This is a genomic window from Caballeronia eucalypticola, assembly GCF_047608185.1.
Classification (GTDB): domain Bacteria; phylum Pseudomonadota; class Gammaproteobacteria; order Burkholderiales; family Burkholderiaceae; genus Caballeronia.
Map to the genome: position 1 here is coordinate 359,472 of NZ_JBLKRU010000003.1, position 14,252 is coordinate 373,723.

Below are 14,252 nucleotides of genomic sequence, written 5' to 3' on the forward strand. Positions count from 1 at the left end.
TCTGAAAAGTCGCAGAGCCGCCTCGCGAGGTCGGCGACCATGGAGTAGAGCGGCGTGGGACCATCGTTGCGGCAGAGTTAGCGAGGAAGCACGCGACCTAAGGCGACGGCTTTTGCAGCGCGGGATTGTTGCAGGTTTTAACGTCGGGCTCTCGATTCGAGACTGTAATGTAACGATGCTAGGATTCCAATTCCCTTCAACGTCATATTGTCATATGAAAAAAGCCATTCTTGCCGTCATCACCGCCGCTCTTACGCTCGGCGCTTTTACTTCCGCTTTCGCAGAAGATCACCATCACCGCGTATGCCACAAAGTGAAGGTGCATGGCCACTGGCAAAACCGCTGTCATTAACTGACGCCAGAGGCAGCGCCAGCTGCCCTAAGGAAACGTTCGCGCGTCTAGCGGTGACGTTTCCTTAAGCCGACTGATCTATGCTTGCACAGAACACCGATCAAAACGTTTTACCCAAGCGCCGATATCACATCCGGCGTCACGCCTTGGCGAATGCGGTTAGCGCCCCCGCGGCGATCAACACAACACCGCTTATCCGACTCGCGGCACCCGCCCATTTCCGATTCGCAGCCAATCCCTGACTCTTTGCGCCGAGCCACGCATAGAAGGAATAGGAACAGAGGTCCAGCAGCACCGTCGTTAAGCCGAAGATCAGCATTTGAAGCCAGATTGGTTGGTGCACCTCAACGAACTGCGGAAGTAGCGCGACGAAAAAGAGCAGCGCTTTCGGGTTCGCCAACTCAACCATCAGACCCTGACTCAACGCACGCGGACCGCTGACTGCCGCAATGCCCGCAGGCTGGATGGTCAGCGCACTCGACCGGTTGAATAAGGCCCGAACACCGAGATACACGAGATAAGCAACGCCGGCCCATTTCACTGCATTAAACACGTTGTGACTGGTGACGATCAGCGCCGCCAGACCCGTCGCCGATAAAGCAAAATAAATTGAATTGGCAAGCGCGATCCCGGCGATGGTCCAGTAGCTGCGCCGCACGCCGTTAGAGATGCCTTGAGCGACAACGAGCAGTGCTGCAACGCCGGGCGTGAGACACACGAGACCCGTTGTCGCGACGAAGATCAGCCAGATTTTCAGGTGCATGTAGAGTCTCTTACCACGAAGGGATTTACTTATAATCTATCGCGTCGTCATGGTTTTTATAACCCGCATTCAATGGTATTTTTCGACAAAGCCCGATCATTGATCGGATTTATCGAAGGATTTCCATGAATACCAAAGTTGATCACCATGACCGCAAGATCCTCGAACTTTTGCAGCAGGACGCGCGGTGTCGCATGCTGAAATTGGCCGGCGCGTACACCTCAGCCAGCCCGCCGTGTCTGAGCGGATCAAGCGGCTGGAAGTGCAGGGCGTCATAGGGGGTTACCGTGCGTGGGTTGACCCGGCGAAGCTCGGCTACACGATCACCGCGATGATCCGTGTGCAGGCTCAGGCAGGGCGGCCGTATGAAGCGTTTGCCCGCGAGCGCCCCGAAGTCATTGAATGCCTGACGGTGACAGGCGACGATTGTGCGGTGCTGCGTGTGCTCGCAACCGACGTGCAGCATTTGCAGGGCATTATCGATGCACTGAACACCTATGGCACGACCTCGACGGCGATCGTGCTGTCGACGCAGGTCGCCCACAAGCCGGTCAAGCCGCCATCACGCGATGAATAAGTTAGGATAACGAGCAATATGCCTGGTCGGATTTCAAGCGACTTGTCATTTGATTATCTGGCCACTGCGCGAGCGAGGACGCCGCACGGCTGACGATGTGTTTCATGTCGACGCAGGCGGAATTTTCGCATCGGACAGCGCGCGGTTAAAATGTCGTCATGCGCCGAGGACCTTGCGACGTGAACGTCACACACTCACCATTCTTCGTGCAGCCTTAAACGCCACACATCGATATCGGACACCCTTCTTATGAATCAATCCACGGTCCTCAAACCAGCTGCCACCGAAACGGGCGATCCCTTTCTCCTGACGCCCGGACCCCTGACGACCTCGCGCACCGTCAAGGCTTCGATGGCACACGACTGGGGCTCGCGCGATGCAAGTTTTGTCGCAATCAACAAAGCGGTGCTCGCGCGGCTCGTCGAGGTTGTTCATGGCGAAGGCGACTATGTCACGGTGCCAATGCAAGGTTCCGGTACCTTTGCAGTCGAAGCCATGCTGACGAGTTTCGTGCCACCAGGCGGCAAGGTTCTCCTCCTCATCAATGGCGCTTACGGTCAGCGCGCGAAACGCATTCTCGACATTGCCCGGCGCAAGAGCGTCATCCATGAAACGGCTGAAGATGCACCGCCGGACCTTAAAAAGGTCGAGACAATCTTGAAGCGCACGCCGTCGATCACGCATATCTTCGTGGTCCATTGCGAGACGACCTCAGGCATCCTGAATCCGATTGCCGAGATTGGCGCGCTTGCGGCCAAGTACAAAAAGGGCTATCTCATCGATTCAATGAGCGCGTTCGGCGCACTGCCAATCGATGCACCCGCGATCCACGCAGATGCAGTCGCGGCTTCGTCGAACAAGTGCATTGAAGGCGTGCCGGGTCTTAGCTTTGTCGTGTGCCGGCGCGACGCGCTGGTGGCGACCAGGGGCAACGCCACCACGCTGGTTCTCGATCTCCACGATCAGTGGGCAAATTTCGAAAAGACTGGGCAATACCGGTTCACACCCCCTACGCATGTGATCGTGGCGTTCCATCAGGCGCTTCAGGAATTTGATGACGAGGGTGGCGTGGCGGGACGAGGGGGACGGTACCGGAACAATTGCCGCGTTCTCATCGACGGCATGAAGGCGCTCGGTTTCGAGCTTCTGCTGAAGGCGGATCTGCAGGCGCCGATCATCGTGACCTTCCGCATGCCTGCGCATCCGGGCTTTGTTTTCGAACGTTTCTACGATGGACTGAAAACACGGGGATATGTGATCTATCCCGGCAAGCTGACGATCGCGGAATCGTTTCGTATCGGCTGTATTGGCAGGCTCTATGAAAAGGAGATGCACGGTTTGCTCGCCGCAGTGCGCGACGTGCTCGATGAAATGGGTGTGAACACGCTGAGTGCAACGCGATAATAGACTGGTGCGCTTCGCCGGGCGACAAGCTCGGCGTAAGCGCGTTTGACTTGCATCGTAAGCTTGATGGCCCCATCAAATTGGGTCATGTTTCTTCGAAACGCATACCGGCTTCACACCTTCAGTTTTGGGCCAACGGACCGATAAGCAGTAGTCCAACCGCGCGCTCCCGTCGCGGCTTGTCGAATCCGAGAACCATCAATGAAGCTCAGCCTCAAAATTCCCCTTGCCTTCGCCGTCGCGCTGCTGCTGATGTTCGCCGGCGCACTGTATGGCATCTTCGCGCTCAACCAGTCGATCAACGTCTACGGAACTACGGTACAAGAAAACGTTGCGAATGAACGCATGGTGTCCGCCACGCTCGTCGCATTCAAGCTGCAAGTCCAGGAGTGGAAGGACACGTTGTTGCGTGGGAAGGACCCGGCAAATCTCGACAAATACTGGTCCGCCTTCCAGACCCGCGAAAAGACCGTCAGCACGCTCGCGGCTGAACTCAAAACCAAGTTGCCGGAAGGTGAAAGTCGCACGCTGATCGAACGCTTTGCCATCGCACACGCGGCGATGGGCGAGGGGTATCGCAAAGGCTTCGAGGCATTCAAGTCAGCGGGGTTCGAACCCTCGGCCGGCGATAAAGCCGTGGCCGGTGTAGACCGTGAACCTTCAGCGCTGCTTGAACAGGCTACTCAAAAAATCGCGGCTGACAGCGCGCAGGTTTCGGCGCAGGCCGCTATCGACGCACATCATGCGACTGAGATCAGCATTGCGCTGATGTTGTCGGTACTCGCGCTCGCGATGATCGGCGGCGTCATGTTCAGCCGCACGGTCTCGCGGCCGCTTGGTCACGCGCTGAATTGCGCACGAGCAGTGGCGACCGGTAATCTTTCGATGGAGTTTGACTCCAGCGGCAAGGACGAGATCGCGCAATTGCTTGCGGCATTGAAAGACATGCAGTCGAGTTTGTCGCAAGTGGTCGCCAAGGTTCGTGAGAATGCCGAAGGCGTGGCGACGGCCAGCGCCGAGATCGCATCGGGCAACCTGAACCTTTCGTCGCGCACGGAAGAGCAGGCGGCATCGCTCGAAGAAACGGCGGCGAGCATGGAAGAACTCACTGGCACGGTTCGCCAGAACGCAGAGAACGCGCGGCAGGCATCCACGCTCGCGGACGCGGCTTCACACACCGCTTCGCGCGGCGGCGTGATGATGGATCAGGTCGTTGAAACCATGCACGGCATTGCCGATAGTTCAAGCAAGGTCGCGGAGATCATCGCCGTGATCGACGCCATTGCGTTTCAGACCAATATCCTTGCGCTTAACGCAGCCGTGGAAGCGGCCCGCGCGGGCGAGGAAGGGCGCGGTTTCGCGGTCGTCGCAGCGGAAGTGCGCACGCTCGCGCAACGCAGCGCCTCGGCGGCAAAGGAAATCAAGGCGTTGATCGCCCAGTCGACCGATCGCGTGAACGCGGGTTCGGTGCTCGTCGGCGACGCGGGGCAGATCATCGCGGAGATCGTGGGGTCGGTGCAGCGCGTGACGGATATTGTGGGCGCGATTTCTTCGGCGTCACAGGAGCAGAGCACGGGTATTGAACAGGTCAATACGGCCGTTACGCAAATGGACGAGGTGACGCAGCAAAATGCCGCGCTGGTCGAGGAAGCGTCCGCAGCGGCACACGCGCTTGCCGAACAGGCCAATTCGCTGCGCGATGCGGTGGCGGTGTTTACGCTGCGTGGCGATTCATCGCGGTCTGGTTCGGATGACGTATCCACGGGTTCGCGGTCGCATCGGCCCGGCGCGGCACGCGAGGCGATGAGTGCGGTTCAGCGGCGCGAGCCGGAACTTGCTTAGGAGTCTTTGTAATTAACGCTAACGCGGCAATACGCCGACAACCGTGCAAAAAATGCACATCGATTGCCGGCGTCGTGGGCGCGTGATTAGCTGACCGCGTAGCGTTCGAGCCAATGCGCGTAGGGCGCAGGCAGCGTCCACGAAGGACGTGCAATGCCGAGCTTTTTCGCCGCGTAATACGTCCAGTGAGGATTGGCCAGATGCGCGCGGCCGACCATCACGAGATCGAGTTGACCTTCGCGTACGGCGTTGTCGGCGAGCTCCGGTGTATCGATTCCCCATGCCGATGCAACCGGCAGTTGCGCCTCACGCCGCACCCGATGTGCTATAGGCGCAAGGAACGCGGGCGCCCACGGAATGTTTGCTGCAGGCGTAGAGAACCCCACGCTGACGCTGAGCAGGTCCAGCCCGCCACGCTTGAAATTTTTCGCCAGCTCATTGGACTCCGCGAGGGTTTCCTCATCGCGGCCGTCATATTCGATCACGCCAAAGCGTGCCGTCAGGGGCAGGTGCTCAGGCCAGACTTCGCGCACTGCGGCGAGCGTCTCCAGCATGAAGCGGCTGCGGTTGTCGAGGCTTCCGCCATAGGCATCGTCGCGGTGATTGGAGTGCGTCGAGAAAAAGCTTTGACCCAGATAGCCGTGCGCGAAGTGCAGTTCCAGCCATTCAAAACCTGCGTCGCGCGCGCGCTTTGCGGCATCGACAAAATCCTGGCGCACGCGGGCGATATCGTCGACGGTCATCGCCTTAGGCACCTTCGGCAGGTTGGCTCCAAAGGCGACAGCGGAAGGCGCAATGGTGTCCCAGCCGCGCGGATCGTCTGCGGCGATATGGTCGTCGCCTTCCCACGGCCGGTTGGCGCTGGCCTTGCGGCCCGCGTGCGCGATCTGGATGCCCGGCACCGCGCCTGCTGCCTTGATCGATGCAACGACGGGCACGAAGGCTTGCGCTTGCTCATCATTCCAGATGCCCGTGCAGCCCGGGGTGATGCGCCCTTCAGGCGACACGGCGGTCGCCTCGACGATAACCAGTCCAGCACCGCCGCGCGCGAGACTCGCCAGATGCACGCGGTGCCAGTCGTTGATCAGGCCATCGACCGCGGAGTATTGGCACATCGGCGGGATCGCGATGCGGTTGCGCAACGAGATATCTTTGAGTTTGAAGGGTTCGAATAACGTGGGCATCGGGCAGGCTCCGTGGAAAAATCGAGTGCGATAATTCGGGTAATCCAGATAGTTCGATATAAATCGAACTATCGATTATCACAGAAACCGGTACCATCTGCTGCATGCGCAACTATGACCATCCCGGCCCCGAGGACTTTACCCTCCAGCGGCTTTTCAACGCCTTGAGCGACCCGGTACGGCTCGACATCGTGCGGCATTTGTCGCTTGTCACGGAGGCCACCTGCGGAGAGCTCGACGGCGGCCGCCCTAAATCGAGCATGTCGCACCACTTTCGCATCTTGCGCGAGGCGGGTCTCGTGCAGACCCGCGTGGCCGGCAAGGTTCATCAGAACACGTTGCGGCTTGCCGAGCTCGATAGCAGGTTCCCGGGTCTCATGGACGCCATCCTCAAGCAAATTTCGTGACGGAATCGCAGATCAATTGCGTGCCGCAGATTAAGGCACGCATTTTTTAAATGCGGTTGCACGTTCCTTGCAATACGCATCGCAGCCGCGCTTGCAGCTTCAAATCCATAACTTAAAAGGAATGACCGATGTCCCGACTGCTTCCCGACGCGCTGAGCGCGCTTGCTGTCGACTCGCTGCTTGCCGCCAGCGCATTGCCCGCGACCGCACAATCGACGGCACGCGCGCTTGTTTATGCTGACGTGCGCGGGTTGTCGTCGCACGGCGTGTCGCGCCTGCCGATGTATTGCGCGCAACTCAGGAATGGCCGCGTCGATCCGTTGGCGCAGCCGGGCATCGTCTCGGATCGCGGCGCGGCCGTGCTGGTCGACGGCGCGGACGGACTCGCTTATCCCGCCTGCGATCTCGCCATCAGCGCGTTGATCGAACGCGCGCGGCAGTTCGGCAGCGCGGTGGCGGGTGTCAGGCGCAGCCATCACTTCGGCGTCGGCGCGGCGCATCTGCAGGCGCTCGGCACGGCGGGCATGGTTGGCCTGGCGTTCAGCAACTCGCCCGCGGCCATGCCCGCGTGGGGCGGCCGGCGCGCGCTCTTCGGCACTAATCCCATTGCCGCCGTCTTCCCGCGCCGACAGTCGGAACCGCTCGTGATCGACCTGGCGCTCTCGCAAATTGCACGCGGCAAGGTTGCCATTGCCGCGCGTGACGGCAAGCCGATTCCGGAAGGCTGGGCGACCACCCGCGACGGCCAGCCGACGACCGACGCGCGTGCTGCCCTCGACGGCATGATGCTGCCATTCGGCGGAGCGAAGGGCGCGATGCTGGCGTTGGTCGTTGAGTTGCTCGCGGCGGCGCTGACCGGCGCGAACTTCGGTTACGAAGCCGGTTCGTTCCTGACCGAGGAGGGCGAGCGTTCGCGCATTGGCCATTTATTTTGGGCGATCGATCCGGGCGCACTGGCCGGCGACGATACCTATCTTTCGCGCGTGGAAACGCTGATTGAAATGATGCTTCTGGATGATGACGTCCGGCTTCCGGGTTATCGGAGAGAACGTCTCGCCGATGCGTCGGAACAGGAAGGTGTTGATATTCCCGATACGTTGATCGCGCAATTGAAGGAGATTTCAAACAATCGGCGTGACGGATAGTTCCTCTCGCCAGTCGCGATTTTGCTTGAGCGCCGTCGAGTGAAATATTAAGTAAGGCCTTGAGAAGGTCGCCTCCTTTTCGATGGGTTCGCTTGCCTGAAACCTAGGATCATCGGCTTGACGATGCATGCAACGTCAACGCAACTTCAACGATGAATCAACGGGGGCAGGAATGACCAAGTCAGGAAAATTGGAATCGAAACGGTTTGACGTGAGGCGTGCCGCCGGGAAAACCGCGCTGGCGTTACTGGCGTCACTCATGCTGGGCGGCGGCTTCTCAGCGACGGCTCAGGCCGCGAGCTTCCATTGCGGCAAGCGAATCTCAAGCTCGGAAAAGTTGGTGTGCAATGATCCCGAGCTGTCATCGCTCGACGACAAGCTGGCGATCTCCTACAAGCGCGCGAAGGACGTCACGCCTGACACGGCAGCTTTCGAGGACGACCGGGTCAAGCAATGGCAGTGGCGTCAGCACAACTGCAAGGACAAGGTCTGCGTGGTCAACTGGTACAACCGTCGCATCAGCGAACTCGATGCCGACTTTGATCAGGGAACTGAGAACCAGGCCACCGTGCTTAAGGCTAGTCTCGCTGAGCAAAATCTGGCGCCTCCGGCTCAGGCGGCCGTATTGAGGATCAAAGGCGACGCAGGCTCGTTGTCGATGCAATAACGTTTGGACGGTGCTGGTTTAATCGATTGTGCTGGGCAGAACCCATCATCGTGGGTTTTGCCCAGATCGTTTTGTCGATCCTATGCGCCTTGTCCGCGTGACGTCTTACTGGGCGACGCTAACGCCCAAGCAAAAACCGAGCGATCGCCTCTCTGTTCAACTGGTCTGCTGTTGCTCAAACGGCGACCGCGGCAAAGGCTCGCCGTCGATGAACGCAGTCGCACTGCGCACAGCAAACTCAAAGGCACAGTCACGATTGGCGAACTGACCAAGGTTGCCAAGCGAGGTCGCTTCACCGTCCTCTTCCAGGATGGAAACGCGCGCCAGGAACGTGTTGCCTAGTCTCGTTACCGAAGGCTGAATTGCTGCACCATGGTGATAAAAGACCATTGCATCTCCTTTCATTGATAACCACCCTTCGATAACTTTAGTCCCATCATTCATCGGTCAAAAATATAATTTTTCGCACTCGGCACTTAACTAAAAATGGGCGCTTGACACGTGGGTGCGCGCTAAAAGTGGCTCTGCCGTACCCGCGTGAAAACATAATCTTCGTCGACCGGGGAGTCTTATGAAGCTACGCGGATCAGACGACCGTAATGTGACGCAGGGGCTTCGAGCACAGAACGCTCCTGCGCCGCAAGCTAAGCCGTTGCACGAGAAGTGGATCGCAGCAGGTTCAGCGCCGTATCACGCGACCGCGGGCAATTGGCCTTGCGCAGAACGCATCGACTTGTTGAGGGGCGTTGCTTCGTTTGTCGAAACGAATCGCAGCGTGTTTGACATTATTGTGTTGGAGAATGAGGGTGCGACCGCAACCGGCGGCTAAGTTGTATCGGACATCGGATTGCTTTCGCGTTGCTTCTGCCGCAAGTACACAGCGAACCACGTTGCTTTAAGGACCATCCAGCCGCATGCCTATTTTTCGGCCTCCCACCTTGCAAGTTGCAGTGGAAAATCCGATCGCGCCCTCAGCGCGAGCTGACTCGTCGATGTCGATTCTCTCTACTCTCAATCCTCATCGGCAATTGCACAGGCGGTGCTTGTGACGCGTACCCACGCACGTAATGTTGCGACCCTGCTTGCTTTACTCGGGGTCGGGCTCTCAATGGGCGTGCCTTTTATATTAGGCTCGCACGACCTTGTGGCCGGTCTTCGCACTGTCCCGGCAGAAGTGTTCATTGTGCTGGCTGCAAGCGCCGCCGTCAGCGCGTTGGCGAAGGCCGGCAAACTGCAACTGATGCAAACAGCGCTAGGCTTGCGCGTGCCATTCATGCGCACGTTTGCGATTACGCTCGTGACCGATTTCGCGTTCCTGGTGTCGCCACTGGGAGCCGCGGGGTATGGGGTCAATATCGGCTTGCTGCAGCGCGCCGGAGCTTCGTGGGCCATCGCCACCACGGTAGTGGGTGCAGACCAGGCGCTCGACCTGACGTTCTTTGGCGTGGCTATTCCAATCGCGCTTTTGCTCTCCATCGGCCCGTTGGCTCATTTGCTCCCGAGCGTGAGTTTGTCCGCCGTTGTCGCCACGCTGGCAGGGCTAGTCATTCTGATAGGCGCCCTTTGGATGTGCCGCCGCTACCTTGCGCATGCACTTGGGGCGACGGGCCAGCTTGTTCCATGGCTGAGGGCCCGGCGGACTCGTTGGGACAAGTTTCGCCACAGCGTGCACGAGCAGTGGCGGCTACTTATCACAGGGCCTCGTAACCGGCTTGTCGCGCTGTTGCTGCTGACCACCTTGCAGTGGCTGCTTCGCTATAGCGCCCTATGGTTCATCTTGCTGGAACTCGGATATCGATTGCCGCTTGGATTCGTTCTCGCGGTGCAGGCGGTGGTCTTGCACGCGGCGCTCTGGACGGGCGTACCTGCTGGCGGGGGCGGAGGCGATCTAGCGCTTGCAGCCGCATTCGTGGCCTGGGTCCCGCGAGCGGCCATGGCGACCGCCCTGATTCTCTGGCGCTTCGCAACGCTCTACTGCCCGCTGATACTGGGCGCTATCGGCTTCGCTACGCTTGCGTGGCGTCGACGCACGGCGATATCTGCACCGGCTCCTGACTGACGCTTCGAAGGCAGCTTAAGCCGCGTTATCGCGTGGGCTTCTGATCCTGACAAAGAACGGTGCGTGCCCGGCGTGATCGACCCTTAACGAAAAAAGATGACATGTCTGTGACAGCAGCGCCAGCGGATAAGTGACTTTCAACAAGTCGGCAATCATGCGCCATTCCGCGCGGATGCCAGCCCAGTAGCCGAGCTTTTCGGTCTTGCGCGCCTGCGTCACTTTCGGCCAGTGAGTGACTGCAATTGAGAGCCGGCGTTCAATGATCAAGCGGTTCATGAACACTTCGATGCCAAAGCGCGGCAAGCCATGAATTTCCTTGAGCGCCTCGCTTAGCAGTTCTTTCCTGACCACGCGCTCACCCGAAACGAAGTCCAGGCCGATCGCGCGGAACAGCAGCAAGCTGTTCTGTCGCAGGCTCAGGCTGACGTTCGCAGCGCCGCTTAGAACGGGCGCGGCGAGCGCCGTGATGTGTTCGCTCGCGAGCCCCTTGAGGTCCGCATCGAGCAGCATCAGCAATTCATTCTGGGCAGCGGCAATGCCGATGGCCATCGCAGCGCTTTTACCGCGGTTCACCGGACACGTGATCAGCCTGACAGAAGGGAAGCGCCTGACGATGTCAGCGGTGTTGTCGGTCGAGCCGTCGTCGACCACGATAACCTCGGCCAGCAGCGGATGCACCGTTGCAACGGCCAGCACAGCGCCGATCCGCGGACCTTCGTTGAGTGCGCAAATGATGCATGAAACACGGTGGCGATTGGACGATGTCGAAAGGGCAGTCATGCGGGATGGCTGATGAGCAATTGGAGAATGCGGCCGTAAGGTGCCGCGAATGTTCCCGCTATGGCGCCAGTACTGACAGCGTGTTTGCGTGCTTCGCATCCTACCGCACGAAGCAACAACGCGCTCCGTAAGCCGAGGGAAACTTGATGAGACGTTGGCGGAAGCTCAACGGTTGCGTCGCGCGGTCGGCGTTCTTTGATCAATCCCAGGTGCGAACCTGCTCACGGCATCTCACGCAACATATCGACAAACGCTTTTAGCCCTGAAGGCACATGACGGTGCCCGGGATAATAGAGAAATAATCCGGGAATGGACGGGCACCAATCGTCCAGCACCGTCACCAATTTGCCTGCCTTGATAAGCGGCTGAGCGGAATGGTCCGGCACGTACGCAATCCCCATTCCGTCCGCTGCCGCCTCGATCGTCAACCCGATATGGTCGAGGGTGAGCGAACCCGGCACATCGACCGTCAACTCCTGGCCGTGCTTCGCGAATTCCCATCGATAAAGCTTGCCGCTTGGCAGGCGAACGCGAATGCAGGCGTGATCCTTGAGATCGTCCGGTACGAGTGGCGGCGTTCGCCCCGCGAGATAGGCGGGCGATGCAACCGCGAGAAAACGCACCGGGCCACCGAAGCGCACGGCGATCATGTCCTGCGGCAATGATTCGCCGAGTCTTACGCCGGCATCGAAACCGCCAGCCACAATATCGATCAGCCGGCCTTCCGTTACCAGGTCGACCGACATGTCCGGATAACGCGTAAGAAAGGTTGGGACAACTGATTGCATGAGCAGCCTCGCCGCCGGCTCACTAGCATTGATACGAAGTGATCCGCTGGGGCGGCTACGCACTGAATCGACTTCTTCCAGCGCAAGGTCGAGTTCCTTTAGCACCGGTTGTAGACGGGCGACGAGGCGTTCGCCGGCCTCGGTCGGAGAGACGCTGCGGGTTGTGCGATTCAGCAGCCGCACGCCCATCTTCAACTCGAGCGTTCGCATCATGTGACTGAGCGTGGACGGCGAGACCCCCAGTTCATCCGCCGCTTTGCGAAAACTGCGATGCGTAACGATCGCGGCCAGTGCAGTCAGGTCGCTTAGGGCGGGCCGGTCATTCATGTCTAATTTTCATCAAGGCATCCAATATCGTGCGGATAGTATCAGGAATAGAGCGGGTCTAGCATGGTCCTCAAGACGCGTTGCAATCTCGCGGCGCGATTGGCTTTTTGGGGACAATTCACATGAGTCAAACATGGTTTATCACCGGGAGCTCTTCTGGTTTCGGGCGTTTGCTGGCTGAAAATTTATTGGCACGCGGCGACCGCGTGGCCGCGACGTTACGCAAGGTGCACGCCCTTGACGACTTGAAGGAACGGTTCGGCGAGCGCCTCTGGGTGGCATCGCTGGATGTGACGGATACCCACGCCATCCGGCAAGCAACCAGCAGGGCTTTTGCCGAGTTGGGGCGTATCGATGTGGTCGTCAGCAACGCCGGTTACGGACTCGTCGGCGCAGCCGAGGAACTGAGCGATGAGCAGATCCGGCAGCAGATCGACACTAACCTTATCGGTTCGATCCAGGTCATACGCGCCGTGTTGCCGCATTTGCGCGCCCAAGGCGGTGGCCGGATCCTGCAGGTGTCGTCAGAAGGCGGACAGATGACGTATCCGGACTTCAGCTTGTATCACGCGACGAAATGGGGAATTGAAGGCTTCGTCGAGGCGGTCGCCACGGAAGTTGCATCGTTCGGAATCGAGTTTACGATTGTCGAGCCGGGGCCGGCAAAAACGAGTTTCAGCGGGGGCATTGTCAAATCGACGCCCATGGCGATCTACGACAACACGCCCGCCGGCGATGTCCGGCGCGCGATCGAAACAGGTTCGTTCGCGTTGAGAGGCGATCCGCTCAAGATGGTCCAGGCGATGCTCGATAGCGTCGAGCGCACGCCCGCGCCGCTGCGGCTGACCTTGGGTAGCGGCGCCTTTGACAGGGTCCGCGCGGGGCTGTCGAAACGGCTTGCCGAGTTGAATGCGCAGGAGGACATCGCCCGGTCGACGGAACTGGACGACGCGTAAGTCAGCGGCGTGAATCAGTGCTTGCCGTAGATTTCGTTGTTGTTCGCGAATACCTGAGGACTGCGTCGGATCCTGTGTTTTTCAAGCGGTTGCCGATGCGTCATATTCGCAGCGTCGCTCCGTTGGTTGACCTTCACGGCGGTGACCTGGTTTGCGCCGGATTGCGTGACGGCACGTAGAAGCATTGCGCGTGCTTCGGAATCGGTTACGTCGCTCGCTAGCGCGTCACCGGCCGATCGCAAGACGCACGGCACATCGCCTGCTTTCTCGCAGGCCCGCGCGAGACCCACAGCCGAATCTCTCGCGTGTTCGCGCTGGGCCAGTTCGAAGGTGATTCGCTGGACATCTGCTCGTTGATCCGCACCCGGACGAAGCAGGGTCAGTTGCTGGCGGGCCGTATTCAGCTCGCCTCGCACCATCGCCGAACGCACTGCATCGATGATTCTCGCCACATCGTTCAACGCGTTATTTGCAGTGAGCGGGGCATTGATGCTGGCCGGCTGAGCGGCTGCGGTCACGTTGTTTGTCTCAGCAAGCGGCCCGCTCACGGACTTCGCTTCCTGGGGCGCGTCATTGTCAGCAGAGCCGTAATACAGGTACGAAGCGCCCGCGATCATCGCAACCAGGACGACAAGGGCAGCCCCGGTAAATTTGATGCGTTTGTTCGAGCGGCTTTGTGCAATCAACGTAGAAGTTTCCGGATCAGGCGTTCTCGGATAGCGCGAGTCCACCGGCGTCTTCTTCTCATGGAATCGGTCGGGAAATACTTCGTTGGGCGCTGCTCCGGCGGCGCTCGCGGCCGCCGGTTTCGTTTTACATCGCGGACATGTTGCGTCAGGCGATGCCAGGAAATTGCCGCATACGGGGCAGTCACTGGTGGTTTCTTGGGTACGCACGTTTAAGTCGGTCATCAAAAGGCTTGGAAAGCATTATGCAGGTCACGGTGTTTTCTTACTGCGCAGGACGTGTTCGATGCCGAAACGTTCGGCTATTGAATCTGC

Annotated in this window: 14 protein-coding genes; 8 read left to right on the forward strand and 6 right to left on the reverse strand. The window is 59.4% G+C overall.

Annotated features, from left to right (window positions below):
• Positions 1-491 precede the first annotated feature (491 nt).
• Positions 492-1,115, reverse strand: a complete 624-nt coding sequence (locus ACMX25_RS06030) for a LysE family translocator (protein WP_414948605.1) — start codon at positions 1,113-1,115, stop codon at positions 492-494.
• 187 nt (positions 1,116-1,302) lie between these two features.
• Between ACMX25_RS06030 and ACMX25_RS06035 the strand changes: the two genes are divergently transcribed.
• The 3 genes from ACMX25_RS06035 (at position 1,303) to ACMX25_RS06045 (ending at position 4,938) form a co-directional block, all read left to right on the forward strand.
• Positions 1,303-1,692: an Lrp/AsnC family transcriptional regulator gene (locus ACMX25_RS06035; protein WP_414948606.1), complete on the forward strand. Its 390-nt coding sequence runs from the start codon at positions 1,303-1,305 to the stop codon at positions 1,690-1,692.
• A 249-nt stretch (positions 1,693-1,941) separates the two neighbouring features.
• A complete protein-coding gene (locus ACMX25_RS06040; RefSeq protein ID WP_414948607.1) occupies positions 1,942-3,096 on the forward strand; it encodes a 2-aminoethylphosphonate--pyruvate transaminase in 1,155 nt (384 codons plus the stop codon).
• A 201-nt stretch (positions 3,097-3,297) separates the two neighbouring features.
• On the forward strand, positions 3,298-4,938 hold the full coding sequence (locus tag ACMX25_RS06045; protein WP_414948608.1) for a methyl-accepting chemotaxis protein: 1,641 nt from the start codon (positions 3,298-3,300) through the stop codon (positions 4,936-4,938).
• Between the two features lie 86 nt (positions 4,939-5,024).
• On the opposite strand, the gene ACMX25_RS06050 is transcribed toward ACMX25_RS06045, so the two are convergent.
• Complete coding sequence (locus ACMX25_RS06050; RefSeq protein ID WP_414948609.1) at positions 5,025-6,122, reverse strand: NADH:flavin oxidoreductase/NADH oxidase; 1,098 nt, start codon at positions 6,120-6,122, stop codon at positions 5,025-5,027.
• Between the two features lie 104 nt (positions 6,123-6,226).
• On the opposite strand from ACMX25_RS06050, the gene ACMX25_RS06055 reads away from it, so the two are divergent.
• From ACMX25_RS06055 to ACMX25_RS06065, 3 genes are all read left to right on the forward strand, one after another.
• On the forward strand, positions 6,227-6,529 hold the full coding sequence (locus ACMX25_RS06055) for an ArsR/SmtB family transcription factor (RefSeq protein WP_414948610.1): 303 nt from the start codon (positions 6,227-6,229) through the stop codon (positions 6,527-6,529).
• Between the two features lie 128 nt (positions 6,530-6,657).
• Positions 6,658-7,674, forward strand: coding sequence for an Ldh family oxidoreductase (locus tag ACMX25_RS06060; protein ID WP_414948611.1), 1,017 nt, complete (start codon positions 6,658-6,660; stop codon positions 7,672-7,674).
• Positions 7,675-7,846: 172 nt separating this feature from the next.
• Positions 7,847-8,341, forward strand: a complete 495-nt coding sequence (locus tag ACMX25_RS06065; protein ID WP_414948612.1) for a lysozyme inhibitor LprI family protein — start codon at positions 7,847-7,849, stop codon at positions 8,339-8,341.
• A gap of 156 nt (positions 8,342-8,497) precedes the next feature.
• Here ACMX25_RS06065 and ACMX25_RS06070 read toward each other — a convergent pair whose 3' ends face one another.
• Positions 8,498-8,731, reverse strand: a complete 234-nt coding sequence (locus tag ACMX25_RS06070) for a hypothetical protein (RefSeq protein ID WP_414948613.1) — start codon at positions 8,729-8,731, stop codon at positions 8,498-8,500.
• A gap of 655 nt (positions 8,732-9,386) precedes the next feature.
• On the opposite strand from ACMX25_RS06070, the gene ACMX25_RS06075 reads away from it, so the two are divergent.
• The gene (locus ACMX25_RS06075) at positions 9,387-10,400 is read left to right on the forward strand and encodes a lysylphosphatidylglycerol synthase transmembrane domain-containing protein (RefSeq protein WP_414948614.1); all 1,014 of its coding nucleotides are present in this window, start codon (positions 9,387-9,389) and stop codon (positions 10,398-10,400) included.
• Between the two features lie 15 nt (positions 10,401-10,415).
• On the opposite strand, the gene ACMX25_RS06080 is transcribed toward ACMX25_RS06075, so the two are convergent.
• Both ACMX25_RS06080 and ACMX25_RS06085 read right to left on the reverse strand, forming a co-directional pair.
• The gene (locus tag ACMX25_RS06080) at positions 10,416-11,180 is read right to left on the reverse strand and encodes a glycosyltransferase family 2 protein (protein WP_414948615.1); all 765 of its coding nucleotides are present in this window, start codon (positions 11,178-11,180) and stop codon (positions 10,416-10,418) included.
• Between the two features lie 221 nt (positions 11,181-11,401).
• A complete protein-coding gene (locus tag ACMX25_RS06085; protein ID WP_414948616.1) occupies positions 11,402-12,295 on the reverse strand; it encodes a LysR family transcriptional regulator in 894 nt (297 codons plus the stop codon).
• A gap of 122 nt (positions 12,296-12,417) precedes the next feature.
• Here ACMX25_RS06085 and ACMX25_RS06090 point away from each other — a divergent pair, with 122 nt between their 5' ends.
• Positions 12,418-13,251 carry an SDR family oxidoreductase gene (locus tag ACMX25_RS06090; RefSeq protein WP_414948617.1) on the forward strand — a complete coding sequence of 278 codons (834 nt, stop codon included), beginning with the start codon at positions 12,418-12,420 and terminating at the stop codon, positions 13,249-13,251.
• A 14-nt stretch (positions 13,252-13,265) separates the two neighbouring features.
• On the opposite strand, the gene ACMX25_RS06095 is transcribed toward ACMX25_RS06090, so the two are convergent.
• Positions 13,266-13,982 carry a hypothetical protein gene (locus tag ACMX25_RS06095; protein WP_414948618.1) on the reverse strand — a complete coding sequence of 239 codons (717 nt, stop codon included), beginning with the start codon at positions 13,980-13,982 and terminating at the stop codon, positions 13,266-13,268.
• Positions 13,983-14,252: the final 270 nt, after the last annotated feature.